This is a genomic window from Bacteroides sp. 1_1_14 (assembly GCF_000162515.1).
GTDB classification, from domain to species: domain Bacteria; phylum Bacteroidota; class Bacteroidia; order Bacteroidales; family Bacteroidaceae; genus Bacteroides; species Bacteroides thetaiotaomicron.
The window spans coordinates 44247-70528 of the sequence record NZ_GG774707.1 but is presented as its reverse complement, the minus strand read 5'-3'; the positions used below and the strand labels follow the sequence as shown (position 1 = coordinate 70528).

Genomic DNA, 26282 nt, shown 5'->3' with positions numbered 1-26282 from the left:
TGTGAAATGAAGAGAAGTACAAAACTAATCGTAGCATTATTGGTAGTCGTGGCGGCATTGGCAGTCATTTACCGACTGATGCATCGGGTGCCTTCTGCCGATTTGGAAGCAAACGTGCAGATGCAACAGATTATTACGGATGCAGGATGCCTGAGATGCCATACCTCGACGCCGGAACTACCGTTCTATGCAAATATGCCTGTAGCCGGAAAAATTGTAATGGAAGACGTGAGCAAAGCCTATCGCGCTTTCGACATGACTCAGATGGAGAAAGACATGAAGGAAGGACGCCCTCTCAATCCGGTTGATCTGGCTAAAGTAGAAAAAGTAATCCTCGACGGAAAGATGCCGCAGGCAAAGTATTACCTTGTACATTGGGGAGCTTCTTTCAATGATGCAAAGAAAGAGGTAGCACTGAGCTGGGTAAAACATCACCGCATGGGACTGTATACCGATGTGGCAGTAGCACCTGATTTCATTAACGAACCGATTCGTCCTATTGCCGACTCGATCTCAGTCGATGTACGCAAAGTGGTCTTAGGAAATCTGTTGTATCACGACACCCGCTTATCGGCAGACAACACCGTTTCATGTGCCAGCTGTCATGGTCTGGATACCGGTGGCGTTGACAACAAGCAGTATTCTGAAGGAGTAGGCGGTCAGTTGGGCGGCGTCAATGCCCCGACCGTATACAATGCTGCCTATAACTTTGTTCAATTCTGGGACGGACGTGCCGGAACTCTGGCAGAACAAGCTGCCGGCCCTCCATTGAATCCGGTAGAAATGGCTTGCGAGTCATTCGATCAGATCATCAGCAAACTGGCAGAAGACAAGAATTTCGTAGTGGCATTCAACGAAGTATATCCCGACGGATTGAACGAAAAGAATATCACAAATGCTATTCAGGAGTTCGAAAAGACATTGCTGACTCCTAATTCACGTTTCGACCGTTATCTGAAAGGACAGAAAGATGCCATCACCGCAGATGAAATCGCCGGATACGACCTTTTCAAGAAATATGACTGTGCGACTTGTCATGTGGGAGAAATCCTCGGAGGACAATCTTATGAACTGATCGGTGTACAGCATGATTATTTCGCAGACCGTCAGGCAGAAATGACTGAAGAAGACAACGGACGATTCAAGCAGACAAAAGCAGAGCGTGACCGTCACCGCTTCAAAGTGCCGGGATTGAGAAATATTGAACTGACCGCTCCTTATTTCCACGACGGCAGCATGGCTACTATGGATGATGCGGTTCGCGCCATGGCCAAATATCAGTTAGGCATCGAACTGCCACAACCGGAAGTAGATAAGATTGTCGCCTTCCTCCGTACATTGACCGGAGAGTATAAAGGCAAATTGCTGACAAATAAGAACATGATCTGACAAGACCAAACAGAGGCTCCATTTCACCCGAACAGAGCCTCTGATTGATGTAAACAGAGCCTCCGTTTCACCTAAACAGAGGCTCTGTTTTTCTTACCTGAAAATCAGAGCTTTCCCTTGTTCTTTTTGCCTTCTTTCCTACTCGCATTCCAATATGTTCCGCTGTCCCCTCTCCACAAAAAGTCCATTCCTTTTGGAGAGTTCAGTTATTTATTTTACTTTTGTCCATCACCAATAAATACTCTGAAAATATGACTCTGATAGACGGAAAAGCCATTTCCGAACAAGTGAAACAAGAGATTGCAGCCGAAGTAGCCGAAATTGTTGCTCGTGGCGGCAAACGCCCGCATCTGGCAGCAATCCTTGTAGGACATGATGGTGGCAGCGAAACGTATGTAGCCGCCAAAGTAAAAGCCTGCGAAGTATGTGGATTCAAATCTTCCCTCATCCGTTACGAAAGTGACGTGACCGAAGAAGAACTACTCGCCAAAGTATGCGAACTGAATAATGACGACGATGTAGACGGATTTATCGTACAGCTCCCGTTACCGAAACATATCTCCGAACAGAAAGTTATCGAAACGATCGACTATCGTAAAGATGTAGACGGATTCCACCCTATCAATGTGGGGCGTATGTCTATCGGACTTCCCTGCTATGTATCTGCCACCCCGAACGGTATTCTCGAACTGCTGAAACGTTATGAGATAGAGACGTCGGGAAAGAAATGCGTAGTACTCGGTCGCAGCAATATTGTAGGCAAACCGATGGCTGCCCTGATGATGCAGAAAGCGTATCCGGGGGATGCAACCGTCACTGTATGCCATAGCCGCAGCAAAGACCTGGTAAAAGAATGTCAGGAAGCAGATATTATTATCGCTGCTTTGGGACAACCCAACTTTGTGAAAGAAGAAATGGTCAAAGAAGGTGCAGTGCTAATCGACGTAGGTACTACCCGTGTGCCGGATGCCAGCAAAAAATCCGGCTTCAAGCTGACAGGCGATGTGAAGTTTGATGAGGTAGCGCCTAAGTGCTCATTCATCACTCCCGTACCGGGCGGCGTGGGTCCGATGACGATTGTATCATTAATGAAAAATACACTTTTAGCCGGTAAAAAAGCTATTTACAAGTAGAATATTGAAGGACAGTGAAATGTGTTTCACTGTCCTTTTCCTTCCCTTAATCTGACAGTTATGAAAACAATTACGACTCTCCCTCTCTTATTATGTCCGTTTCCTGCCTAAGTAACAATCATTCTCGAAAAGACATTATAATCCTCTTGAACGTATGAAAGAACTATTAGTATCCCTTCTTCTGGTTACACAATTCTCTTGTATCAGCAAAGCGCAAGAAAATGATACTACCACACAGATACTGACAACTGACAGCCTGCAAACAGACACCCTTTCGCTTCTTTTTGCAGGGGACCTTATGCAGCATCAAGGACAAATTAACGCTGCACGTACTGCGACAGGAGGCTACGATTATTCCAGCTATTTTGAATATGTCAAAGACGAAATTCAAAGTGCTGACTTTGCCATAGCTAATCTGGAAGTTACTCTCGGAGGAAAACCGTACAAAGGCTATCCCGCTTTCAGCGCTCCCGATGAATATCTGACCGCTATCCATAATGCCGGATTCAATGTACTGATAACCGCCAATAACCATAGTCTCGACCGTGGCAGAAAAGGCTTGGAACGCACTATACAATTAATAGACTCCTTAAAAATTCCACACGCCGGAACGTACCTCAACGCTGAAGAGCGTGAAAATAAATACCCTCTTTTATTAGAAAAAAAAGGCTTCCGCATTGCCATACTCAACTATACATACGGAACAAACGGAATCCCTGTCACTCCGCCCAACATCGTCAATTATACTGATACGACCATTATATCCAAAGATATCGAAGCAAGTAAAACAATGAATCCCGATGCAATTATTGCTTGTATGCATTGGGGAATCGAATACCAGTCACTCCCTGACAAAGAACAGAAGTTTCTGACCGATTGGCTGCTTCGAAAAGGAGTAAATCACATAATCGGTTGTCATCCTCATGTTGTGCAGCCTATCGAAGTTCGCGAAGACAGTCTGACAAACGGGAAGCATCTGGTAGTATATTCACTGGGGAATTATATTTCCAATATGTCCGCCCGTCGCACGGATGGCGGCCTGATGGTAAAAATGAAATTAGTAAAAGATAGTACCACCCGACTCAACCATTGCGAATATAGCCTGGTATGGACAGCCCGTCCCGCTCAATCAGGAAAAAAGAATCATCAATTACTACCAATTAATTTCCCCACTGACTCCATTTCCGTAAATGCACGTAACTCTCTGAGAATCTTTGCAAATGATGCGCGATCCCTCTTCAGCAAGCATAATCGGGGAATAAAAGAATATCTTTTTTATAAAAAAAAGTAGCAGAATCTTTTGGAGATTTAAAGATAATATCTATCTTTGCACCGCGTTAGAGAAACGCAGACATGGTGGATGTAGTTCAGTTGGTTAGAGCGTCAGATTGTGGTTCTGAATGTCGCCGGTTCGAGTCCGGTCTTCCACCCCAAGAAATTTTAAAAGACAAGTCCTGTAAAGCGAAAGATTTACAGGACTTATTTTTTATTAATACAATCGCTTTATGGAAAACAACAAAAAACTGACTCGTTCCAGAAAGGAACGAATGATAGCCGGAGTATGCGGAGGTTTAGCCGAATACTTCGGATGGGACCCTACTTTAGTAAGAATAGTCTATGCACTAGCCACCATCTTCACTGCTTTTGCAGGAATTATTATTTATCTTATTCTATGGATCATTATGCCGGAAGAAAGGTATAGCGACGGATACGGTGACAGAATGAATCAACGTTTGCATTAGTATTGCTTTCATAGCCATCCGGAGCATTTACTTTAAAGATCCGGATGGAAATCTTATAGAAATCAGTACATTAATATAATTCGAGTCCGAACTCATCTTTCAGTTGCATCAGCGCCTGATTCTTCTGTGCCATCATCTGGAACTTCTCGACACGACCAACCGCCCGAACAGTTTCTGCAGGTTCACTTACCCGCACTGTCATCGCCACTTTGCTGTTCTTCAATCTTCCACGAAGATAAGTCTGTAATTCCGGAATCAAAGCTGTAAAATCTTTAGCAGCAATCTCATTATCGACCACTACTTCAAAAGTAGTCGAATTATTCAACAATACCGGACGTATCACTTGCATACGCTTTGCAATGGCCACCTGTTCTTTGGGTAACTGTCCCGCATATTCCTGCCAGTAATAATTCAAATCTCTGTCATTGAAAATAAAGTCTTCTTCCGGCTGTGTTTGCACCTGAGCAACATTGGTTTTGGCTGTATTCTGAGCAGCCTGATCACGTTGCGGATTTTTGATAGATACTCCCAAACTAGACATCTTCATCACAGGAATCTTCCGTTCCTCTTTGGAAATCGAAGAGATTCCAACACTCTGTGACGGCGCGGAAGCAGTATTTGCCGGAGCAGCAGCCCCCGAAGCAACAGATACCTGCGGTTGACGCACAGCAGTATTAGCGGCAGACGGCGCAATAGCCGGAGACGGAGCAGTATGAACAGTAGTCTGTTGAGCAGACGGTGCAGAAGCGACCTGCGGCTGCTGAGCTGCGGCAGGTTGGGTGAATACGGGTTTTATGGTCTGCTTAGGGCCACGCCCACCACTTACGTCATCCCCCTCGGTGGTAAGCTGGGCAACCTGTATCAAGGTCAGTTCCACCAGTAAGCGCTTGTTCTTGCTGGCACGGTAATTCAAATCACAATCATTGCAAAGCTTCATCGCACGGTAAAGAAACTGCAACGGGCATTTCTGCGCCTGTTCCTGATAACGCTGACGTATGCTCGCCCCTACTTCCAGTAATGGCAAGGTAGCTGCATCCTTACTGACCAGCAAATCCCGGCAATGAGAAGATAATCCGGTGATGAAGTGACTACCGTCAAATCCCTTATTCAGCACATCATTGAAAAGCAACAAGGCATCACTTACCCTGTTTTCTAGAAAACAATCCGTCAGACGGAAATAATATTCGTAATCGAGAACGTTCAAGTTCTCAATAACACTCTTATAAGTAATATTCCCTCCCGTAAAACTCACTACCTGATCGAAGATAGACAATGCGTCACGCATACCTCCATCCGCTTTCATTGCAATAACATTCAGCGCTTCGGGTTCTGCCGTAATATTTTCTTTTGCAGCAACGTACGACAAATGATTCACCGTATCTTCGACACTGATCCGGTTAAAATCATAAATCTGGCAACGGGAAAGGATAGTCGGAAGAATCTTATGCTTCTCCGTCGTAGCCAGAATAAAGATAGCGTGGCGGGGAGGTTCTTCCAATGTTTTCAGGAATGCGTTGAAAGCGGAAGCCGAGAGCATGTGCACCTCATCGATAATATATACCTTATATTTACCGATCTGTGGCGGGATGCGCACCTGTTCCACCAATTGACGGATATCATCCACCGAATTGTTGGAAGCGGCATCAAGTTCATGGATATTATACGACCGCTGTTCGTTGAAAGCCACACACGATTCGCATTCGTTACAGGCTTCACCATCGGCAGTAGGCGTCATACAGTTGATGGTTTTGGCGAAGATACGTGCACAAGTAGTCTTTCCCACCCCGCGCGGTCCGCAAAACAAATAAGCATGAGCCAATTTCTGGGTAGCGATTGCATTCTTTAATGTAGTAGTCAGCGCTCGTTGTCCCACCACCGATTCGAATGTGGACGGACGGTACTTACGAGCTGATACAATATAGTTCTCCATATCCGGGATTCTCTCTGTTTTTTTTGATTTTTCGCTTTCAGTGCAAATGTACACAAAAAAGTGATAAGTAATAAAGGATAGAGAAAGAAGTTTTGAACCTAAAGCGGTAAGTTTTTAAGTTATTAGTTTTATCTTTGCGGATATAAAAAAGAGAAGTTATGGATAAACTGATCACTATCTGGAGTTTCATATGCCGACGTAAGTATCTTATCACCGTCGTTGCATTTGCTGTTATCATTGGTTTTCTGGACGAGAACAGCCTGTTCCGCCGTCTGGGATACGAACGCGAAATCAGCCAGCTGAAAGAAGAGATAGAAAAATACCGAGCGGACTACGAAGAGAACACCAAACGTCTCAACGAGTTGAACAGCAATCCGGATGCTATCGAACAGGTGGCACGTGAAAAGTATCTGATGAAGAAGCCCAACGAAGATATTTACGTTTTTGAAGATAATAAATGAAACAATTAGTACCCGCACTTTTCGCCGTAGGCGCAATCATGGCTCTCACAGGGGCTGCTGTATATATCACCGGATGGAACTATGCTCCTTATATTTATACCATCGGAGCCGGATTCATTGCTCTGGCACAAGTAAACACACCGGTTAAAGGAAAAAGCAAAATATTAAAGCGTCTGCGCATCCAGCAGATATTCGGAGCACTTGCGCTGATACTGACGGGAGCTTTCATGTTTACCACCCATGGAAATGAATGGATTGCCTGTCTGACTATCGCTGCCGTACTTGAACTTTACACCGCTTTCCGCATTCCACAGGAAGAAGCAAAAGAAGAGAAATAAAAAAACCTGTTCAAAGCTTCTCAGTCTTGAACAGGCATCAATTTATTAAAATCATGAATGCCCTTAGGAAACCCAAGGGCCTAAAAAAGACGTTTTTTATTTCTTAGCAGATGAATATCTGGCATTCAATCCATCTACAATTTCTTTTGTGATATTATATGCACTATCAGCATAAAGCAGATTATCGAAACCTGTGTTGCTGAAGATCAGGCTATATCCACGAGTCTTATTATATTCTTTCAGGAAAGCGTTGATAGAATCACGGAAAAGCAAACTGTTAGCATTATTGTCTTCCATCAGACCATTTTGAAGTTTGTTGCTCAATTCCTGCAAATCCTGTTCCATTTTAGCCAAACGATTGTATTCCTGCTGAGCTCTTTCCGGTGACAGGAAAGCATTGCTTTCATATTTCTTTTGGAATTCCTGTTTTTCTTTGTTCAAAGCTGTCATCTTCTGGTTCAGCGTCATGCGAACATTTTCGCTCTTCTTTACCATAGCCTCATTCAAGTCAATACAGAAATTGTATTTAGCCAACAAGGTATCTATTTCAACATAAGCTATTTTCATTCCAGACAATTCTGCATTAGCCGAAGCCGGAGTAGTTGCAACTTGATTATCAGCTTTGCCGGCGCATTGTGAGAATAAAACGATAAACGCAAGTGCAGCTAAACCGTTCATGAGGTAGTTTATTCTATTCATAACTCTAAAATATTGTTTTTAATTAATTAGTTCATACTATCGTTCAAGGCTTTTTCCAACTCATCAATAGAAAAACGTGATTTCTTTTGTGCTTCACGATCCTGCGACTGCGCACAACCGATTCCTTTCTTACGCAACTCTTTATTACCGCTCACATGACCATTCGGGAACTTTCCCCCCTTCGTAAAGAATACTTTTACCCCCAATAATAGCAGGGAAATAGCAACTATTAACAAAGTTATCAGTATAGTCTCAACCATTTCTATTAATTTTGTGAGTGCAAAGATAGGCTTTAATGAGAAATGAGTTCAGATAAGTCAAGCAAATTAACCATATTTAGCAATAAGAGGAACCAAAATGAACCTCCTATTCCTATTATAAAAGAAAAAAGCATGGAAAAAAAAGACCTTAAGCCGGCTGGCGTATTCAAGTATTTTGAGGAAATCTGCCAAGTGCCGCGTCCTTCCAAGAAGGAAGAGAAAATAATTGCCTACCTAAAGGCATTCGGAGTAAAACATAACCTGGAGACCAATGTAGATGAAGCAGGAAACGTACTGATCAAAAAGCCCGCCACTCCGGGCAAAGAAAACCTTCAGACTGTCATATTGCAATCGCACATCGACATGGTGTGCGAAAAGAACAATGATGTACAGCACGACTTCCTTACCGACCCTATCGAAACAGAAATAGACGAAGAATGGCTGAAAGCCAAAGGAACTACCCTCGGAGCTGATAACGGTATCGGTGTAGCTACCGAACTGGCTATTCTGGCGGATGACAGCATCGAGCACGGCCCGCTGGAATGCCTGTTTACCGTAGATGAAGAAACCGGTCTGACCGGAGCTTTCGAGCTGAAAGAAGGTTTCATGAGCGGTGATATTCTGCTGAACCTCGACTCCGAAGATGAAGGAGAAATCTTTATCGGATGTGCCGGAGGTATCGACTCCGTTGCAGAGTTTAGTTATAAAGAAGTAGAAGTCCCCGCAGGATACTTTTTCTTTAAAGTAGAAGTAAAAGGACTGAAAGGCGGTCACTCCGGTGGTGATATTCACTTGGGACGGGGCAATGCAAACAAGATACTGAACCGATTCCTGTCCCGAATGGCTAACCGACAGGACCTGTATCTCTGCGAAATCAACGGAGGTAACCTGCGCAATGCCATCCCCCGCGAAGCATACGCCATCTGTGCAGTTCCCGAAGATGCCAAACATGACGTCCGCACGGAACTGAATATCTTCACCAGTGAAGTAGAAAACGAACTGGCCGTCACCGAACCGGACCTGAAACTGGTTCTTGAATCGGAAACTCCCCGCAAAATGGCTATCGACCAGGATACTACTACCCGCTTGCTGAAAGCATTGTATGCTGCTCCTCACGGTGTATATGCCATGAGTCAGGATATCCCCGGACTGGTAGAGACTTCAACCAACCTTGCTTCTGTCAAAATGAAACCGAATCATATTATCCGCATCGAAACCAGCCAACGCAGCTCTATCTTATCTGCACGCAATGACATGGCGAATACGGTGCGTGCCGTCTTCCAGCTGGCAGGCGCTGATGTGACCTTCGGTGAAGGTTATCCGGGATGGAAGCCGAATCCTCATTCAGCTATCCTCGAAGTGGCAGCAGAATCTTACAAACGACTTTTCGGTGTAGAGGCGAAAGTGAAAGCAATTCACGCAGGACTGGAATGCGGTCTGTTCCTCGACAAGTATCCGACTTTAGATATGATCTCTTTCGGACCTACTCTCACCGGAGTACACTCTCCCGACGAACGGATGCACATCCCTTCCGTTGAGAAGTTCTGGAAGCACCTGTTGGATATTCTGGCACATGTTCCTGCCAAGAAATAACAGTCAGGTAAGACATCATAGAAAAGATGATGGTGATAGCAGAAAAAGATTTGCTATGACCGTCATCTTTATTATAATGCTCTTTTTCGTGCCCTCTTATATCATAGGGCAAACTTCTTTTGCAAAGCAAACTTCCCTTACCGAAAAAGAATCGTTCAGCAATAAACAATCTGTTTCCCAGAAGAAGTCTTCCGCCGAAGAACGAATTCCCTTTCGTGTCATGAGCTGGAATGTAGAAAACCTCTTTGACACTCACCACGACACACTAAAGAACGATAATGAATTTCTCCCCGACGCTATCCGTCACTGGAACTACACCAAGTACAAGAAGAAACTGGCTGATATGGCCCGTGTCATCACTGCCGTCGGTGAATGGAATCCACCCGCCCTTGTAGGTCTTTGTGAAGTAGAAAACGACAGTGTACTACGTGATCTCACACGACGTTCTCCTTTAAAGGAACTGAGTTACCGGTATGTTATGACAAGTTCTCCCGATCTGAGAGGGATTGATGTTGCTTTATTATATCAACGTGACCTATTCAAATTATTATCTTTTCGGTCTATCCCCATCCCCTCATTCAAGCATCATCGCCCCACAAGAGATTTACTGCACGTCAGCGGACTATTATTAACCGGAGATACACTTGATGTAATCGTCTGCCATCTGCCTTCCCGGTCCGGTGGAGCCAAGGAATCCGAACCTTACCGGCTACACGCTGCCCGAATACTACGCACAGAAGCCGACAGTCTGCTGAATATCCGCCTTCATCCACAACTGGTCATCATGGGAGATTTTAATGACTACCCAACCAATAAATCCATCAAAGAAATATTAGAAGCTACTGATCCCCAACAGTCAGTCACCTTCCCCAATCCCCGGAAACTCTACCATCTGCTTGCCCGAAAAGCAACATCCCGCCATTTTGGCTCCTATAAATACCACGGAAAATGGGGATTGCTCGACCATTTGATCGTATCCGGCAATTTACTCGATACTTCCTCTAAATTCTTCACCGGTGAAGACAAAGCAACTGTTGCCCGCCTCCCCTTTCTATTGACAGAAGACAAGAAATACGGTGATGATGAACCTTTCCGTACCTATAAAGGAATGAAATATCAGGGAGGAATCAGTGACCATCTTCCTGTTTACGCAGATTTTGAACTCATTTTATACTAGCCGAAATACAAGGAGGATATAAATCCACTGTCAACCACTCCGCCGGACATAGCCGGAAAGAAAAAAAAGAGTTTTTTATGTTAATAAACGGGGTTCGATACAAAATTTACTTATTTTTGCAGGGTTTACAGCATTTACAAAAAATACCCCCAATGGAAACCTTTGACGAAAAACAACTTCTGAAGGCTATTAGCGAAGGAGATGAGAAAGCCTTTAAAACTTTCTTCCTATACTACTATCCCCGCATCAAAGGGTTTATCAACGGACTACTGCAATCGCAAGAAGAGGCCGAAGATTTATCGCAGGACATCTTTCTTACGTTATGGAACAACCGCTCATCTCTCCATACCATCAATAACCTTAAACCTTATCTTTTCCGCATTTCCAAAAATGCGGTGTATCGGCACATCGAACGCGCACTACTGTTCAGGAACTATCAGCAGAAAGAAACTGAAAAGTATAGCCCGCCACAGGAAAGCAACGAAACAGATGACACCATCCATCTCAAAGAACTCGAACTATTGGTGACAATGGTTGTAGAAAAAATGCCTCCGCAACGACAGAAAATATATAAGATGAGCCGGGAATCAGGAATGAACAACGAAGAAATAGCCCGCGAACTAGGCATCAACAAACGAACAGTAGAGAACCACCTTTCACAAGCACTTACCGACATCCGAAAAGCATTATTCATAACCTTTATTCTATTTTTCTAAAAAAAAGTAGAATAGAGGCTGTGCGTTATTAATCTGTTACGTATCTTATATATGTAACCACACCTAAAATGCGCTAATATGTCGAACGCTCATAAAATAATTAAAAACTTTACTTCCGATAAGTTCAGTCCGGAACTTAAAGAGAAGTTATGGAAATGGCTTGTCGACTCCAGTGAACAGGCGGAAAAAGATGAAGCATTGATGGAATTATGGGAAGACCAGAATTTCAAAGCCGATGCAAGTACTGAACGTTCCTATCAGAACTTCCGCAGGAAAATTGCGCCCCGACAGCGGAAGGCAACTGCAAGGTATACCTTGCGCAAATGGCTGCAGGTGGCGGCTGTATTACTGGTTCCCCTGCTCTCTATGATAGCATCCTACCTATATATACAATCGAATGAAGAGCATACAGAACTTGTCGAGTACTATGTGCCCAGAGGCGAACAAAAACAGGTTACCTTGCCCGATGGCACCACAGCATACCTCAACTCAGGAACTTTACTGGTATATCCGCAAAAGTTCACCGGGGATATCCGTTCGGTATATCTGATAGGAGAAGCTAATTTTGACGTAAAGAAAGACAAGCAACATCCATTTATCGTCAAGACCAACCATCTGAAAGTAAAAGTATTGGGAACTAAATTCAACGTACACGCTTATGCAGAAGACGAGAAGACAACCACTACTTTGGAATCGGGTTCCGTAGTCGTTCAGAAAGCAAACAATGAAGATATCATCACCCTTACACCGAACGAGCAACTGGAATATGACAACCCGTCCGGAGAATTTAATAAAAAGATTATCGACGCCTCTGTCTACTCCGGCTGGACCAGAGGCGAGCTGAACTTTGCGGCAATGACTCTCAGTGATATTTTCATTACGATAGAGAGAATATACGACATACACATCATCGTCCCTCCGCATCTGGCTACCACCGATGTATATACCATCAAGTTCAAACAAAAAGCTCCTATCAAGGAGATCATGAATATCGTGACCAAAACCATAGGAAACATAGACTATAAAGTCGAAGACGAGAACATTCTCTTAATTTATTCACCCCTAAATAAGAAAGGAGGCCGATAGACAGAAAAAAGGGAGTCGATATTTCGCGGATACCAACTCCCCCAAATCAAAATTACTTCATTTAAATTAGTTGTGTACACTTAAATTAGTATTAATGATTAACTCACAAAAGTATGAAATTTTATAAATTGTCGGGCATAGGTTATCCCGTAAAAATTCATAAATTTTATATATTGTTATTCGCTTTATGTTTTTATAACATAGCCTATGGGCAAAATCAGCCAATAACGGTATCTATGAAAAACCAACCTCTATTAAAAGTATTCGAAATCATTGAAGATCAGACCGATTTTAGTATCGCTTATAATCAGACGAAACTGGACGTGAAACAAAAGGTCAGCGCCAATTTTGTCAGAGAAGCAGTCTCTTCCGTTCTGAACTCCGTACTCAAAGGAACAGGATTCACTTACAGACAGGAAGGTAAGCATATTATTATCATTCCTGTCCCGGCAAAGGCAGAAGCAGCCCCCAACAACACTACTTCTACCCAGCAGTCCATAAAAATACGGGGAACCGTAACAGATGCGCAAGGTGAACCTCTGATTGGAGCAAACGTTCTGGTCGACGGCAGCAAACAGGCGACCATTACCGACATGAATGGGGAATTCTCACTGGAAGTACCTGCCAACAGTAAGTTACGGGTTACTTATATCGGTTACGTCACACAAGAAGTAACAGTCAAAAACAAGACACTTTTCAACATACAGCTACAGGAAGATACCCAGACTATGGATGAAGTGGTAGTCATCGGATTCGGAACACAAAAAAAAGTGAATATGACCGGCGCTGTAGCCTCTGTAAATATCAAAGAGTCGTTGGGCGACCGCCCGATTACCAACGTTTCGGCTGCCCTGCAAGGAGTCGTGCCGGGACTAAAAATTGAATCGACAACGGGAACTCCGGGAGACGACATGACGTACAATATCCGTGGAACAACCTCCATCAACGGTGGTGAGCCTCTCGTATTGGTAAACAACGTACCGATGGATATCAATATGATTGACCCGCAGGATATTGAATCTGTCTCTATTTTGAAAGATGCCGCTTCCGCAGCTATCTACGGTGCCCGCGCAGCTTTTGGTGTGATTCTGATTACAACGAAGCAAGGTAAAAAGGACATGGCTCCCAGATTCAATTACAACAACAACTTCTCTTTCTCGAAAGCATCAGAGCTTCCGCAGAAAGCAAGTCCGCTGGAATCGGTACTGGCGTACAAGGAAATGGGATGGGCAAACGATACCTATGTAGACGGAAAAAACATCACCCAATGGGAAGGCTACATACGAGACTATCAGGCGAATCCTTCCAATTATCCGAACGGATATATTTTCGACGATCAGGGCAACCTGTTCCTTATGCGGGAGAATGATATGTTCGCCGATATGATGGATAACTTCGGATTCATGCAGAACCACAGCTTCTCCGTATCGGGAGGCAGCCAGCGTACCAGCTACCGACTAAGCCTGGGATATACCGGTGAGGACGGCATTCTGGTAACGGACAAAGACAAATTTGACCGTATCAATATGTCCAGCTTCCTGAGTGTCGACGTAAACAAGTGGCTGACCACCCAACTGGATATCAGATACGCGAACTCCACCCAGAACAAAGTGGAGCAAGGCGGACGAAACGGTGTCTGGGGAAGTGCCATGTACTTGCCGTCCTACCACAACATCCTGCCGTACGAACAAGACGGCATCGAATATCCTGCCGAAACGTCCGCTACTTTCGTACGCTACGGAGAACCGAGGGTGATCAAGAAGACCAACCTGCGTACTTTGGGACGTGTCATCATCTCTCCGCTGAAAGGACTGAAAATAACAGGTGAATATACCTACAACCGGATCACCGAGTACAACCGGATGTACGTCAACAAATACAAGTATATAGGATTCAACTTTACAGGGCTGCTGAACAATGTAGAGAACTCACGTTATGCCCTGACGCAAGGTTTCACCAATTACAACGCTATTAACGCATTCGCCAATTACGACTTTTCAATAGGTAAACATGATATCTCTATTATGGGTGGTTACAATCAGGAAGAGAGTCATAAGGAATCGCAATGGTCGCAGCGCACGGACGTATTACTGGAAAATCTGCCGTCGCTCTCCGGTTCTACCGGAACGGCATCCGTCACCGACAGTTTCGATGAATATGCTATCAGAGGTTTGTTCTACCGTGTCAATTACACTTACGACGGTAAATACATGTTCGAAGCCAACGGACGCTACGACGGTACATCCCGTTTCCCGAAAGACAGCCGTTTCGGTTTCTTCCCTTCCTTCTCCGCCGGATGGCGCATTTCGGAAGAAGCATTCATGAAGAATACCAAAAGCTTCCTGTCTAACTTGAAACTACGTGCCTCATGGGGCTCTATCGGCAACCAGATCATACTGAAGCCGGACAACACTCCGGAAAACTATCCCTACATCCCTTCTATGTCACCTTACCTGACGGAATGGCTGATGGACGGACAAAAGACGACTACACTGAATGCACCGGCAATGGTCAGCAGCAGTTTCTCGTGGGAAAAGGTATATACACTGGACTTCGGAGTCGATTTCGGATTCTTCGACAACCGCTTTAACGGTACTTTCGACTGGTATCGCCGCGACACCAAAGGGATGCTGGCACCCGGTATGGACCTACCGTGGGTAGTGGGAGCCACCGCCGCCAAACAGAACGCCGCTGACCTGAAGACGTACGGCTGGGAACTGGAACTGAACTGGAGAGACCGCATCAACAAGGACTGGAGCTACCGGATCGGATTCAACCTGTACGACTCACAAAGTGAAATCACGAAATACAATAATGAGACCAACCTGCTAGGCGACAAGATTTACCGCAAAGGCATGAAAATGGGAGAAATCTGGGGATATGTCACCGACCGCTTCTACACGGAAGACGACTTCAACGCAGACGGTACACTAAAACCGGGAATCCCCATTCCGAAAGGAGCAGGAAAAGTTTTTCCGGGAGACGTGCTGTATAAGAACTTCGATGACGATACCGAAACCATCTGGAGCGGCGAAGGAACCGCCGACAATCCCGGCGACCAGCGTATCATCGGTAACTCGACTCCGCGTTTCCACTACGGCATCACCGCAGGAATCAGCTGGAAAGGACTCGACCTCTCTATTTTCCTCCGAGGCGTAGGCAAACGGGATTATTGGCGCACCGACCAGATCGCATGGCCTACCGGAGGCTGGGGAAGCCTGTTCAAAGAAACTCTCGACTTCTGGACTCCGACTAACACCAATGCCTATTATCCGCGTGTGTATTCCAACGACGGGGTAAACACAAGCTACAACCACTGGAAACAGTCGAAGTATCTCGCCAACGCCTCTTACCTGAAACTGCAAAACATCACGCTTTCCTATACCTTGCCCAAAGTATGGTCCCAGCGTCTCTACTTCGACGATGTGAAAGTATTCTTCAGCGGAGAGAACCTCTACACGTGGGATCACCTGCCGGAAGGACTGGAAACCGATATGCTGTCAAAAGGTGCCTGGGAATATCCGTTCATGAGAAAATTCTCTTTCGGTATCAATGTTACATTCTAATAACTAATGTATTATGAGAAAATATTTAATCTTTATATGTACAGTTTTGTTAGCAAGCTGTCTCAATAACGATTTTCTGGAAAGGTATCCTTTGGGAGACCCGACTGCCGAAACGGCTTTTGAAACATACGACAATTTCAAGGCATACGCCTGGGGATTGTATGAAACCCTGCCTTCATTGGGCTATGGCTCGGAAAATTCTACGGACGATATCTCGTACAACCAGACAAGAGGAACCAGCGAAAGCAACTGGATCAGAAAACTGGTGACCATCCCCGACAAGAAAGACAATACTTCCTGGAACTATTACAGCTATATCCGAAGGGTCAACCTGATGCTCGACCGCATTGACGGTTCGAAAATGACGGATGTAGAAAAGGCGAACTGGCGTTCCGTCGGTTACTTTTTCCGTAGTTACCGCTACCTGTCTCTCCTGTCGGCTTACGGTGGCGTACCCTGGATTGATCATGTGCTGAGCGACGACGAAACAGAACTGATCAAAGGCCCTCGTGCCTCCAGAGATGAAATAGCCGGTCACATTCTGGAAGACCTGCAATTTGCCGAAAAGAATATCAACGTGAACGGAGAAGGCAGAAACACCATCAACAAGGCTTGTGTACAGGCTTTACTCTCCCGCTTCTGCCTTTTCGAAGGTACCTGGCGCAAATATCACGGACTCAACAACGCCGAAACTTATCTGCGGGAATGCAAACGGGTATCCGCTGAACTGATGCAGACTTATCCGAACGTGGCGGACTGCTACGACGATCTGTTCTGTTCACTGGAACTGAAAGATGTTACCGGCGTCATTCTGTACAGAGAATATTCGGATGCTGTCGGTGTAGTGCACGCTGTCAGCATCGGGGGAACGACCGCCACCTCCTTTTACAATCCGACCCGCGACTTAGTGGACAGTTACCTGTGCACGGACGGAAAGCCACGCTGGACGAGTGACGCCTATCTGGGTGACAAGGATATATACGACGAGTTCAGCAACCGTGACCATCGTTTGTGGCTGCACGTCACTCCTCCTTACCGGGTAGACCGTTCGGCTTCCAGCACAGCCTGGGACAATAAATGGAAATTTACGGATAACTCCAAAGACCGCAGTTTTATCGACAGCCTCACCGTCCGCATGGGAATCGGGTACGGTACCAGCAAGGAACGACAGAAGTTATTGCCATTCCGTCAAGGATATGACGGTGGTATTTTGGGTGCATCGCCTCACTTTGACTTCTATCTGGAGAACCAGCCGTGGTACAAGTCTGCCTTCGGATATAACAACTGGAAATACTATTGCTGCTATCTGAGCATGGGCAGCCAACGAAATGAAGAGACAGATATGCCTATCTTCCGCATCGAAGAAGTCATGCTGAACTATGCGGAAGCCATGTGCGAACTCGGCGAGTTCGACCAGACAGTTGCCGACGCCACAATCAACAAACTGCGTCCGCGTGCCAATGTAAAACTCATGAAAGTCTCGGAAATTAACTCAGCCTTCGACCCGAAACGTGATCTCGGAAACCCGGATTATCCCAACGACTACGAAGTGAGTCCGCTATTATGGGAAATACGACGGGAACGACGCATCGAACTGTTCTCCGAAGGATTCCGTTTCGACGACCTGAGAAGATGGAAGAAATGTCACTATGCACTGAAGAAGAAACTCGGACAATACGTACGTACATCCGACTTCACGGCAGGAACCAACGTGACTATCGACGGCGGCGGCTCCGAAGGATATCTCGAATTCCATCCGAAACAGAATCATCTATGGCCGGATTACTATTACCTCAACCCTATTCCACGCAACGAACGGGTACTGAATCCCCAACTCGAACAGAATCCGGGATGGGAGGAAGGAAATTAACCGGTAATCCATCACCAACCGGATAATCCGGAACTAACTGGAAGAGGCTGTGGTAAATATTGTTTTTTCTTGACAGTCATCCCAATGACAGGACAAGCATTTCGTCATTATCGTAGCTGAATGACCTTGATATTTGACACCGCCTCTTCCTTCTTTAACTGTACTGATTTCGTAAGTTTACTCAAAAGAATAATTGAGTACTTGAAATTTATTCGTATTTTTGAGACATCAGACTAATACGGGTAATCCTTTTGCCGACTCTTACAAAATCTAAATAAACACACTGTACCCCATGAAGCACCTAATTTTTACAACTCTCTTCCTTCTATCGTACACAGTCGCCGCCCGCGCCCAAATCGTATTTCCTACCCCCAATCAAGTAGAAATGCAGACAGGCAACCTGATTTTAGGTAAAAAGGTTTCTATGTACGCCGAAGACACTACCGCTTTTTATCTGAACCTTTTCCGGAAAGAGGTACTCTCCCACACTCCCGTCAAATGGCAAAAGAAAGAATCCAAAGCCAATATTTGCTGGATAACCGACTCATCCCTGCCCCCCGAAGGCTACCGGATCAAGATTCATCCGCGACAGATGGTAATCAGCGCCTCCGACAAAGGAGGATTCACCTACGCCGTACAAACGCTACGCCAATGGGCAGCCGGTTCAGCAGGATCTATCACCTTTGCCTGCGCAAGCGTGACGGACTATCCCCGCACACAATGGCGCTGCTTCTTACTGGACTCCGGACGTCAGTTCCAAAAGACTGCCACCATCAGAAAGTATATCGACATGGCTTCACTGCTCAAAATGAACTACTTCCACTGGCATCTGACAGAAGGACTGGGATGGCGCATCGAAATCAAGCAATATCCGCACCTCACCCGGACTGGCAGTTCGGTAGGCAAAGGAGAAGAACAGCAGGGATTCTATACACAGGAAGAAATACGGGATATCATCGAATATGCCCGTCAACGGAATATCACCATCGTCCCCGAAATAGATATGCCGGGCCATGCCGAAGCTGCTCTCTCTGCCTATCCGGAGCTCGGTTGTTTCGGATTGCCGGTAGAGATACCGCAAAGCGGATTTACCCAGAACATATTTTGTGCAGGAAAAGACGGAACTCTCCGTTTCCTGAAAAACGTACTGGATGAAGTATGCGCCCTCTTTCCTTCTCCCTACATACATCTGGGCGGAGACGAAGCCCCGAAAGGCAACTGGGATCAATGCCCGGATTGCCGGAAAAGGATTACCACAGAAGGACTCAAAGACAGTCACGACCTCCAGCTATGGTTCTCTGCGCAAATGGCAAACTATCTGAAGTCGAAAGGACGGAAAGCCATCTTCTGGGGCGACGTAGTCTATCATGACGGCTACCCGTTGCCGGACAATACCGTTATCCAGTGGTGGAACTATCGGGGACACAAAGACCTCGCGCTCAGAAACGCCGTCAAACACCATTATCCGGTCATTTGCAGTTCCAACTACTATACGTATCTGAACTTCCCCGTCACCCCGTGGAAAGGATATACGGAAGCACGTACGTTCGACTTGAAAGATGTCTATCTGAACAACCCTTCCGACAAAGCCATCAGCGAGAAAAATCCTCTGATACTTGGTATGAGCTGCGCATTATGGACCGACGACGGAGTCACGGAACGAATGATAGACCGACGACTTTTCCCCCGCATCCTCGCTCTGTCCGAACAGATGTGGCACGAGGGGGAAGCGCTTGACTTCGACCGGTTCTACCGGAACATCCTTCACCGCAAAGCATGGTTCGAAGAAGCTGGATTCGAATTCGGACCGGCTCTGAAAGAAGAAGTAACGAAAGATTATAAATGGGATTAAAAAAAAGAACATCATGAACAAAAGAAATTTATTGATCGCAATACCCGCCCTGTGCAGCGGTTACCTGCACGGACAAACCCAACCCGCATCTCCCAACGTTATCTATATTTTAATGGACGATCTGGGATATGGAGATATCGGTTGCTTCGGACAAGACAAAATAGAAACACCCCATATCGACCGTTTATGCAGCGAAGGCATCAAACTGACACAACATTATTCCGGTTCCCCCGTATCAGCTCCGGCACGCTGCGTACTGATGACAGGTATGCACTCCGGTCATGCGCAAATCCGCTTCAACAATGAGTTAGCCGAACGCGGAGCAGTAAACAACTACGACTCGGTGTACGTTCATAAAGAGCTGGAAGGGCAATTCCCCCTACAGGCGAACACGATGACTATCGGGCGAATGATGCAACAAGCGGGATATACCACCGGATGTTTCGGCAAGTGGGGACTGGGGTATCCGGGTTCCGAAGGAACTCCCAACAAACAGGGGTTCGACCGGTTCTACGGATACAATTGCCAGCGCCAGTCGCACACATACTATCCTCCTTTTCTGTATAATGACGAAGAACGTGTCTACCTGTCCAACAAAGTGACAGACCCTCACCGAAGCCCTCTGGATAAAGGTGCCGATCCGAACGATCCAGCCAGCTACGCTAAATATACGCAAAAGGAATATGCCAACGATCTGATCTTTGATGAACTGATGGGATTTGTCGATGCCAATAAACGCAAACCGTTTTTCCTGATGTGGACCACTCCCCTGCCGCACGTCTCGCTTCAGGCACCCGAACGCTGGGTACAGCATTATGTAGAGAAATTCGGGGACGAAAAGCCTTACACCGGACAAGCGGGATATCTGCCCTGCCGGTATCCGCATGCTACCTATGCGGCTATGATCAGTTATTTCGACGAGCAGATCGGCCAACTGATCGAAAAACTGAAAGCGGAACATCTGTACGAAAATACCTTGATTGTGTTTACTTCAGATAATGGTCCTACGTTCAACGGAGGCAGCGATTCTCCCTGGTTCAACAGCGGGGGACCTTTCAATTCAGCATACGGATGGGGCAAATGTTTCTTGCATGAAGGAGGTATCCGTGTCCCCGCCATTATCACATGGCCCGGCAAAATAAAACCCGGTACGCAAAGTGACCACATCTGCGCTTTTCAGGACGTAATGCCTACGCTGGCAGAACTGGCAGGCATCACTTGTCCGCCAACGGACGGAATCAGCTTTCTGCCCACATTGCTCGGCAAAAAAGGGAAACAAAAAGAACACACTTATTTATATTGGGAATATCCTGACCCAAGGATTGGCAACAAAGCAATCCGCATGGGAAAATGGAAAGGAATCATCACGGACATCCGGAAAGGCAATACGCAAATGCAGCTTTATAATCTGGAAACGGACATCAGAGAAGAACACGATGTGGCTACGCAACATCCCGATATCGTAAAACGCTTCGAACGATTGATGAAAGAAGCAAGAAACGGTCCGGACTTTTAACAACCTTCCTTGCTAACTAACGGGACATACCAGAGCATCATCCGTAACATCCCTGCGAAAGACTTGTGCCAACGCTTTGGCACAACTATGCCAACGGCTTGGCACGGCCGTGCCACAGGCGTGGCACAGTTGTGCAAAGCCGTTGGCAAAGATGTCCCCTAGGGAGTTAGTCAGAATACTGATATACCTTCAAGTCGAACTTCGGCACCATCGCCAGCAAATGGTCGAAGATATCCGACTGAATCCGCTCGTACTCTTTCCACACCTTATTGCGGGAAAAGAAATAAACCTGAATAGGAACTCCGTACATGGTAGCCTCTTTCTGACTGATAATCAAATCCAAATCCTGATTCACCACCGGCAGACTGCAAAGATACCGCTCGATATACACCCGATAAACCTGTGAATTGGTGGGCACCACTCCTTCCTCCGGCTGATAATCCGCCATGAGTGGAATCTCTTTCCGATAACGGTCGAGCATCTCCGGCGTACAAAACTGGAGTGTCGTCAGGTCCAGTGTAATATTCTTCATCACCCGCCGCCCACCGGAATCCTTCATGCCACGCCAGTTCTGAAAAGGACTGCTGACCAGCGTATAAGGCGGAACCGTAGAAATCGTATTATCAAAGTTCTGAATCTTGACCGTGTTAAGCGTAATCTCCTGCACCGTACCATTCGCGGCACCGGAAGGAAGCGTGATCCAGTCTCCCGGACGCACCATATCATTGGCAGAAAGCTGAATACCTGCCACAAATCCCAAAATGGAATCCTTAAATACCAGCATCAGGATGGCTGCCGAAGCACCCAGTCCCGCAAACAGACTGGCAGGCGATTTATTTACAAGGATAGAGATAATCACAATCCCCCCGATAAAAAACAAAAGTACCTGAAGTACTTGAATGAATCCTTTCATCGGTCGGTTCTTCATTGTCTCCTTTCCATCGTAAATATCCATGATCATCAGCAGAATCCCATTGATAGCCAGCAGCAAAGAAAAGATGATATAAATGGCACAAGCCTTCTGCGAAATAACCAGCAGTTCCTTGCCACGCATGAAAGCCATCGGCAACAGGGCATAGACAAGGATGGCGGGAATCGTATGAATCAGATTATGAAACACTTTACGTTTCATCAGCAATGTATTCCAAAGATGCGGTTTCCTGCGGGTATACTGCCTCATTCCTCCCACTAGAATTGCCTGACAAAGATAGTCCACCCCTACAGCAATGGCTATCATCAGTATAGCAATAATTGTTTCATCAAAACGATCGGCAACCTTCGCATCTATCCCCCAATCTATCAGGATTTTGTTCATCCATTTTCCTAAATCGACTACTAACATAAGCTCTTTCTTTATATATCATTTATATAGAAAGATAACAGTGAAAACCCACGTTTGGTTTAAAAAAAAGACTGGCGTCCGATTTACTACAAATCAAGACCGCCAGTCCCACTGCTACTCTCTAAGCATTTCTTTTATAGTGGCAGACCGTAGCGTCCATCTACAATTTTCTCCAACTGTGCTGCCATCTTCTTTACCAGTTCCGGATTCTGACCCGCCACATTATTCTTTCTTTCGGATCTTTCTTCAGATCGTAAAGCTGCGGTTCCTTACTGTTTCCCAACTCGATATTCACTGCTTTCAGATATGCCGGTCCATTTCCCGGACGGAGATATTTCCATCTTCCGTCTGTCACCGACAGGTTATTCTGTGCATTCTGAAGTACCAGCCATTCGCGTCCCTTCTTTTGCTTGCCTGTCCACGCTTTCAGCATCGGTTCACTATCCGGTGCCGCACCTTCCGGCAAGCGGACATTCAGCATCTCGGCAAAAGTAGCAAACCAGTCTATCTGACAGAGCAATGCATCCGAAACTGTTCCCGGACGGATCACACCCTGCCAGCTCCAGATACAAGGAATACGTGTACCCGCTTCGAACGAACTGTACTTTCCTCCGCGATAAATGCCGCCCGGAGTATGATCGCCCAGCAATTCCACTGCCTGATCCTTATATCCGTCGTCCACTACCGGCCCGTTATCACTGGAAAGAATCACCAGTGTATTCTTATCCAATCCCAGTCGTTCGAGTGCATTCAGAATCTCGCCTACCGACCAGTCAAATTCGAGCAGACAATCGCCGCGAGGTCCCATGCCGCTCTTTCCTGCGAACTGTGGAGACGGAACACGGGGAACATGCGCATCCTGCGTGGCAAAATACAGGAAGAAAGGAGCAGACTTGTGTCCTTCAATAAAGGAAACAGCTTTTCCTGTCAGCGTCTCCGCAATCTTCTCATCCTGCCAGAGAGCCGACTTTCCGCCCTTCATATATCCGATACGGGAAATACCGTTCACGATACTCTGGTCGTGTCCGTGAGAAGGATGCATTTTCAGCAACTCCGGATTGTCCTTCCCGGTAGGTTCTCCCGGAAAGTTCGCTTTGTAACTCACCTGAATCGGGTCATTCGGATCAAGGTTGATCACCTGATCATTCTCTACAAATACACAAGGCACGCGGTCGCCCGTAGCTGCCATGATAAAGGAATATTCGAAGCCGATATCATTCGTTCCCGGCTGCAAAGGCTTGTTCCAGTCTTGTTCTCCGCCCTTGTCGCCCAGTCCCAGATGCCATTTGCCTACGACTCCGGTGTTGTATCCGGCATCCTTGAACAGGTTCGCCATTGTATAGCGTTCCGGACGGATAATAGCCGCAGCGTCTCCGGCAGCAATACCTGTTCCGGCTTTGCGCCATGCATATTCGCCGGTCAGCATCGCATAGCGGGAAGGCGTACTGGTGGCAGCTGCACTGTGCGCATTGGTAAAACGTACTCCCATTTTGGCAAGACGTTCCACATTAGGAGTATGAATAGTCTTGGCTCCGTTACAACTCAAATCGCCGTAACCGATATCATCCGCATAGATAAAAACAACATTCGGACGCTGGGTTTGTTTCTCCTGAGCAGTGGCCTGAGAAGCCAGACAGGAAGTTAACGCTAAAGGTAATATACCATAAAATTCTTTTCTCATTTTGTCTTTTGATAATTATTAGGTTAGAATGAATAAGTATCTATTCTTAAAGTGATGTACTTATTAAGTTAAAATTCAATGTTTCTTCAAGGAGCAACGGTCACTCCGATTTCATTCATTTCTACTTGCGCCGTTGTAGCCGTAGGGGTGGTAGCTTCCAGCTTGATAAAGCGTGCCTTTTCCTTCTGATCGAAAGTGACAGTCTGCGGCAACGGATTATGCATGATATTGCTGAACTCACCGTTGGCAGGCACTTCCTTCCAGTTCTTGCCATCTGCGCTCACGTAGAATTTGTAACGGAAAGCCATCGTCGGTTTCGCTTCCGCTTTCAGAGGTGCATAAGTAAATGCGGAGAGTTCGACTTCTTTGCCCAGATCAATGGTCAACGGAGAAGCAGCCACCTGTTTCCATGAAGCACGAGGCAGATTGTTCCAATTTTCCGTCCGGTTCTCTTCTTCCAAAGGGTCTGCATAGTAGGCTGCCACCTGACTGATGTGAGCCGTCAGACGACATTCGTTGATCTTCACCCGAAGCTGGGTAGCCTTTACTGCCGGAAAACGAACCATACGCTTATAGCCTACAGTCGTTCCTTTCGCCACTTCCTGCCAGCCTTGTTCCGTCAATGCCTCTACGGTGAAAGACTCTACACGTTGCCCTTTCGTGATATCTTCCTGCAACATCACAACGTTGATTTCCGACTCCGGTTTCAAGGAATAAACAGTTTCACTGCCGGAAACAGCCTCCCAGTCTTTTCTTCCTTTCTCTACCCGGTTGTTCGTAAATATCTTCTCCCGATAAGCAGCAAATTCGTTCAACCGCTGCACATCCGCTTCATTAATCAATCCTCTGCGGTCGGGAGGAATATTCAGCAAGAGCACCGAGTTATAGCCTACCGATTGGAAATAGATATCAGCCAGATGTTTTAAGGATTTCACTTTGCTGTCTTCTTCCGCATGATAAAACCATCCCGGACGGATAGACACGTCTACTTCCGAAGGATACCAGAATAACTCCGTTGCCTTTTCCAGCATCGCACGGCTTCCTAAATCTTCGGCTTTGCTAAAGACGCCCAGTCGTTTGTTGTTTTCTTCGGAACGAGCATAAATGCCCGGAGTCAGCACCGTTGCACTCCATTCCGTTTCGCGTCCCAATCCTTTTTCATTACCTACCCAACGGACATCATCGCCCATAATTGCCATCACCGCTTTCGGCTGCAACTGTTGGATAGTCTTGTAGAACGCATCCCAGTCATAGATTTGTTTCTTTCCGTTCGGTCCTTCTCCGTTTGCGCCGTCGAACCACACTTCGTGCACTTCGCCGTAATTAGTAAGTAATTCCGTTAATTGCCGAATAAAGAATTCGTTGTATTTAGGAGAATCTCCGTAGCATTCCGCATTCCGGTCCCACGGAGAGAGGTAGACTCCGAATTTCATATCATATTTATCGCAAGCGTTACGCAGTTCTTTCACTACGTCGCCCTGACCGTTTTTCCAAGGGGAAGAGGCTACCGAATGTTTCGTGGTAGCTGTAGGCCACAGACAAAAGCCGTCATGATGCTTTGCCGTGAGAAGTACCATTTTAAATCCGGCGTCTTTCAAGGTGCGCACCCATTGTTCTGCATCCAGCTCTGTAGGGTTAAAGATAGCAGGGTCTTCCTGACCATCGCCCCATTCGCGTCTGGTGAATGTGTTGATACCGAAATGCAGAAAAGCAGTTAGCTCCATTTGTTGCCACGCAGCCTGCTGGGGGGTAGGAACCAGCCTTGCTGCCATATCGATTTTTTGTTCGAGGGTTGCATCCTGTGGAAATTCAACATGCTTCACATAGTAGTTTTCTTTCGTCAGTCCACATCCGCCCAACGTTATCACAGAAGATAAAAAGAGAGAAGTAAGTAGTTTGTTCATCATAATAAATATTGATTTAATGCTAAT

At 46.1% G+C, this 26282-nt stretch carries 19 protein-coding genes, 1 tRNA gene and 1 pseudogene; 15 read left to right on the top strand and 6 right to left on the bottom strand.

Going from position 1 to position 26282, the window contains the following annotated elements:
* The first annotated feature begins 6 nt into the window (after nucleotides 1-6).
* The 5 genes from HMPREF9007_RS09950 to HMPREF9007_RS09970 all read left to right on the top strand — a co-directional run bounded on the left by HMPREF9007_RS09950 (nucleotide 7) and on the right by HMPREF9007_RS09970 (nucleotide 4264).
* The gene (locus tag HMPREF9007_RS09950; RefSeq protein ID WP_008762124.1) at nucleotides 7-1389 is read left to right on the top strand and encodes a cytochrome c peroxidase; all 1383 of its coding nucleotides are present in this window, start codon (nucleotides 7-9) and stop codon (nucleotides 1387-1389) included.
* Between the two features lie 251 nt (nucleotides 1390-1640).
* Nucleotides 1641-2522 carry a bifunctional methylenetetrahydrofolate dehydrogenase/methenyltetrahydrofolate cyclohydrolase FolD gene (gene folD / locus HMPREF9007_RS09955; protein WP_008762123.1) on the top strand — a complete coding sequence of 294 codons (882 nt, stop codon included), beginning with the start codon at nucleotides 1641-1643 and terminating at the stop codon, nucleotides 2520-2522.
* 154 nt (nucleotides 2523-2676) lie between these two features.
* On the top strand, nucleotides 2677-3813 hold the full coding sequence (locus HMPREF9007_RS09960) for a CapA family protein (RefSeq protein ID WP_008762122.1): 1137 nt from the start codon (nucleotides 2677-2679) through the stop codon (nucleotides 3811-3813).
* 65 nt (nucleotides 3814-3878) lie between these two features.
* A tRNA-His gene (locus tag HMPREF9007_RS09965) sits at nucleotides 3879-3955 on the top strand.
* Nucleotides 3956-4027: 72 nt separating this feature from the next.
* On the top strand, nucleotides 4028-4264 hold the full coding sequence (locus HMPREF9007_RS09970) for a PspC domain-containing protein (protein WP_008762121.1): 237 nt from the start codon (nucleotides 4028-4030) through the stop codon (nucleotides 4262-4264).
* Between the two features lie 70 nt (nucleotides 4265-4334).
* Here the strand turns inward: HMPREF9007_RS09970 and HMPREF9007_RS09975 are convergent, their stop codons facing one another.
* Nucleotides 4335-6194 carry a DNA polymerase III subunit gamma/tau gene (locus HMPREF9007_RS09975; protein WP_008762120.1) on the bottom strand — a complete coding sequence of 620 codons (1860 nt, stop codon included), beginning with the start codon at nucleotides 6192-6194 and terminating at the stop codon, nucleotides 4335-4337.
* 158 nt (nucleotides 6195-6352) lie between these two features.
* On the opposite strand from HMPREF9007_RS09975, the gene HMPREF9007_RS09980 reads away from it, so the two are divergent.
* Nucleotides 6353-6655, top strand: coding sequence for a septum formation initiator family protein (locus HMPREF9007_RS09980; RefSeq protein WP_008762119.1), 303 nt, complete (start codon nucleotides 6353-6355; stop codon nucleotides 6653-6655).
* Nucleotides 6652-6993 carry a hypothetical protein gene (locus HMPREF9007_RS09985; protein ID WP_008762118.1) on the top strand — a complete coding sequence of 114 codons (342 nt, stop codon included), beginning with the start codon at nucleotides 6652-6654 and terminating at the stop codon, nucleotides 6991-6993. Before HMPREF9007_RS09980 ends, HMPREF9007_RS09985 begins: the two co-directional genes overlap by 4 nt.
* Nucleotides 6994-7089: 96 nt before the next feature.
* On the opposite strand, the gene HMPREF9007_RS09990 is transcribed toward HMPREF9007_RS09985, so the two are convergent.
* A complete protein-coding gene (locus HMPREF9007_RS09990) occupies nucleotides 7090-7692 on the bottom strand; it encodes an OmpH family outer membrane protein (RefSeq protein WP_008762117.1) in 603 nt (200 codons plus the stop codon).
* A 26-nt stretch (nucleotides 7693-7718) separates the two neighbouring features.
* Nucleotides 7719-7952 (bottom strand): hypothetical protein, encoded by a 234-nt coding sequence (locus HMPREF9007_RS09995; RefSeq protein WP_008762116.1) that lies wholly within the window; start codon nucleotides 7950-7952, stop codon nucleotides 7719-7721.
* 132 nt (nucleotides 7953-8084) lie between these two features.
* On the opposite strand from HMPREF9007_RS09995, the gene HMPREF9007_RS10000 reads away from it, so the two are divergent.
* The 8 genes from HMPREF9007_RS10000 to HMPREF9007_RS10035 all read left to right on the top strand — a co-directional run bounded on the left by HMPREF9007_RS10000 (nucleotide 8085) and on the right by HMPREF9007_RS10035 (nucleotide 21328).
* Nucleotides 8085-9545 carry an aminoacyl-histidine dipeptidase gene (locus tag HMPREF9007_RS10000; RefSeq protein ID WP_008762115.1) on the top strand — a complete coding sequence of 487 codons (1461 nt, stop codon included), beginning with the start codon at nucleotides 8085-8087 and terminating at the stop codon, nucleotides 9543-9545.
* On the top strand, nucleotides 9526-10722 hold the full coding sequence (locus tag HMPREF9007_RS10005; protein WP_032850513.1) for an endonuclease/exonuclease/phosphatase family protein: 1197 nt from the start codon (nucleotides 9526-9528) through the stop codon (nucleotides 10720-10722). Before HMPREF9007_RS10000 ends, HMPREF9007_RS10005 begins: the two co-directional genes overlap by 20 nt.
* Nucleotides 10723-10874: 152 nt before the next feature.
* Nucleotides 10875-11438, top strand: coding sequence for an RNA polymerase sigma-70 factor (locus tag HMPREF9007_RS10010; RefSeq protein WP_008762113.1), 564 nt, complete (start codon nucleotides 10875-10877; stop codon nucleotides 11436-11438).
* Nucleotides 11439-11516: 78 nt separating this feature from the next.
* Nucleotides 11517-12524: a FecR family protein gene (locus tag HMPREF9007_RS10015; RefSeq protein ID WP_008762112.1), complete on the top strand. Its 1008-nt coding sequence runs from the start codon at nucleotides 11517-11519 to the stop codon at nucleotides 12522-12524.
* A 113-nt stretch (nucleotides 12525-12637) separates the two neighbouring features.
* The gene (locus tag HMPREF9007_RS10020; protein ID WP_032850512.1) at nucleotides 12638-16090 is read left to right on the top strand and encodes a TonB-dependent receptor; all 3453 of its coding nucleotides are present in this window, start codon (nucleotides 12638-12640) and stop codon (nucleotides 16088-16090) included.
* Between the two features lie 13 nt (nucleotides 16091-16103).
* Nucleotides 16104-17960, top strand: a complete 1857-nt coding sequence (locus HMPREF9007_RS10025) for a RagB/SusD family nutrient uptake outer membrane protein (RefSeq protein ID WP_008762110.1) — start codon at nucleotides 16104-16106, stop codon at nucleotides 17958-17960.
* 292 nt (nucleotides 17961-18252) lie between these two features.
* A complete protein-coding gene (locus HMPREF9007_RS10030; protein WP_008762109.1) occupies nucleotides 18253-19812 on the top strand; it encodes a beta-N-acetylhexosaminidase in 1560 nt (519 codons plus the stop codon).
* A gap of 13 nt (nucleotides 19813-19825) precedes the next feature.
* Nucleotides 19826-21328, top strand: a complete 1503-nt coding sequence (locus tag HMPREF9007_RS10035; protein ID WP_008762108.1) for an arylsulfatase — start codon at nucleotides 19826-19828, stop codon at nucleotides 21326-21328.
* A 166-nt stretch (nucleotides 21329-21494) separates the two neighbouring features.
* On the opposite strand, the gene HMPREF9007_RS10040 is transcribed toward HMPREF9007_RS10035, so the two are convergent.
* From HMPREF9007_RS10040 to HMPREF9007_RS10050, 3 genes and pseudogenes are all read right to left on the bottom strand, one after another.
* Nucleotides 21495-22670, bottom strand: coding sequence for a mechanosensitive ion channel family protein (locus tag HMPREF9007_RS10040; protein ID WP_008762107.1), 1176 nt, complete (start codon nucleotides 22668-22670; stop codon nucleotides 21495-21497).
* A gap of 134 nt (nucleotides 22671-22804) precedes the next feature.
* Nucleotides 22805-24351 (bottom strand): annotated as a pseudogene (locus HMPREF9007_RS10045) (sulfatase-like hydrolase/transferase).
* 86 nt (nucleotides 24352-24437) lie between these two features.
* On the bottom strand, nucleotides 24438-26255 hold the full coding sequence (locus HMPREF9007_RS10050) for an alpha-L-fucosidase (RefSeq protein ID WP_032850553.1): 1818 nt from the start codon (nucleotides 26253-26255) through the stop codon (nucleotides 24438-24440).
* Nucleotides 26256-26282: the final 27 nt, after the last annotated feature.

What these genes read in the sequence shown, in the direction of transcription:
- HMPREF9007_RS10030 (WP_008762109.1), top strand. Translation starts at nt 18,253, where the DNA reads ATGAAGCACCTAATTTTTACAACTCTCTTCCTTCTATCGTACACAGTC.
- HMPREF9007_RS09950 (WP_008762124.1), top strand. Translation starts at nt 7, where the DNA reads ATGAAGAGAAGTACAAAACTAATCGTAGCATTATTGGTAGTCGTGGCG.
- HMPREF9007_RS10005 (WP_032850513.1), top strand. Translation starts at nt 9,526, where the DNA reads ATGTTCCTGCCAAGAAATAACAGTCAGGTAAGACATCATAGAAAAGAT.
- folD (WP_008762123.1), top strand. Translation starts at nt 1,641, where the DNA reads ATGACTCTGATAGACGGAAAAGCCATTTCCGAACAAGTGAAACAAGAG.
- HMPREF9007_RS10035 (WP_008762108.1), top strand. Translation starts at nt 19,826, where the DNA reads ATGAACAAAAGAAATTTATTGATCGCAATACCCGCCCTGTGCAGCGGT.
- HMPREF9007_RS09990 (WP_008762117.1), bottom strand. Translation starts at nt 7,692, where the DNA reads ATGAATAGAATAAACTACCTCATGAACGGTTTAGCTGCACTTGCGTTT.
- HMPREF9007_RS10000 (WP_008762115.1), top strand. Translation starts at nt 8,085, where the DNA reads ATGGAAAAAAAAGACCTTAAGCCGGCTGGCGTATTCAAGTATTTTGAG.
- HMPREF9007_RS10015 (WP_008762112.1), top strand. Translation starts at nt 11,517, where the DNA reads ATGTCGAACGCTCATAAAATAATTAAAAACTTTACTTCCGATAAGTTC.
- HMPREF9007_RS10010 (WP_008762113.1), top strand. Translation starts at nt 10,875, where the DNA reads ATGGAAACCTTTGACGAAAAACAACTTCTGAAGGCTATTAGCGAAGGA.
- HMPREF9007_RS10020 (WP_032850512.1), top strand. Translation starts at nt 12,638, where the DNA reads ATGAAATTTTATAAATTGTCGGGCATAGGTTATCCCGTAAAAATTCAT.
- HMPREF9007_RS09970 (WP_008762121.1), top strand. Translation starts at nt 4,028, where the DNA reads ATGGAAAACAACAAAAAACTGACTCGTTCCAGAAAGGAACGAATGATA.
- HMPREF9007_RS10050 (WP_032850553.1), bottom strand. Translation starts at nt 26,255, where the DNA reads ATGAACAAACTACTTACTTCTCTCTTTTTATCTTCTGTGATAACGTTG.
- HMPREF9007_RS09985 (WP_008762118.1), top strand. Translation starts at nt 6,652, where the DNA reads ATGAAACAATTAGTACCCGCACTTTTCGCCGTAGGCGCAATCATGGCT.
- HMPREF9007_RS09995 (WP_008762116.1), bottom strand. Translation starts at nt 7,952, where the DNA reads ATGGTTGAGACTATACTGATAACTTTGTTAATAGTTGCTATTTCCCTG.
- HMPREF9007_RS09980 (WP_008762119.1), top strand. Translation starts at nt 6,353, where the DNA reads ATGGATAAACTGATCACTATCTGGAGTTTCATATGCCGACGTAAGTAT.
- HMPREF9007_RS10040 (WP_008762107.1), bottom strand. Translation starts at nt 22,670, where the DNA reads ATGTTAGTAGTCGATTTAGGAAAATGGATGAACAAAATCCTGATAGAT.
- HMPREF9007_RS10025 (WP_008762110.1), top strand. Translation starts at nt 16,104, where the DNA reads ATGAGAAAATATTTAATCTTTATATGTACAGTTTTGTTAGCAAGCTGT.
- HMPREF9007_RS09975 (WP_008762120.1), bottom strand. Translation starts at nt 6,194, where the DNA reads ATGGAGAACTATATTGTATCAGCTCGTAAGTACCGTCCGTCCACATTC.
- HMPREF9007_RS09960 (WP_008762122.1), top strand. Translation starts at nt 2,677, where the DNA reads ATGAAAGAACTATTAGTATCCCTTCTTCTGGTTACACAATTCTCTTGT.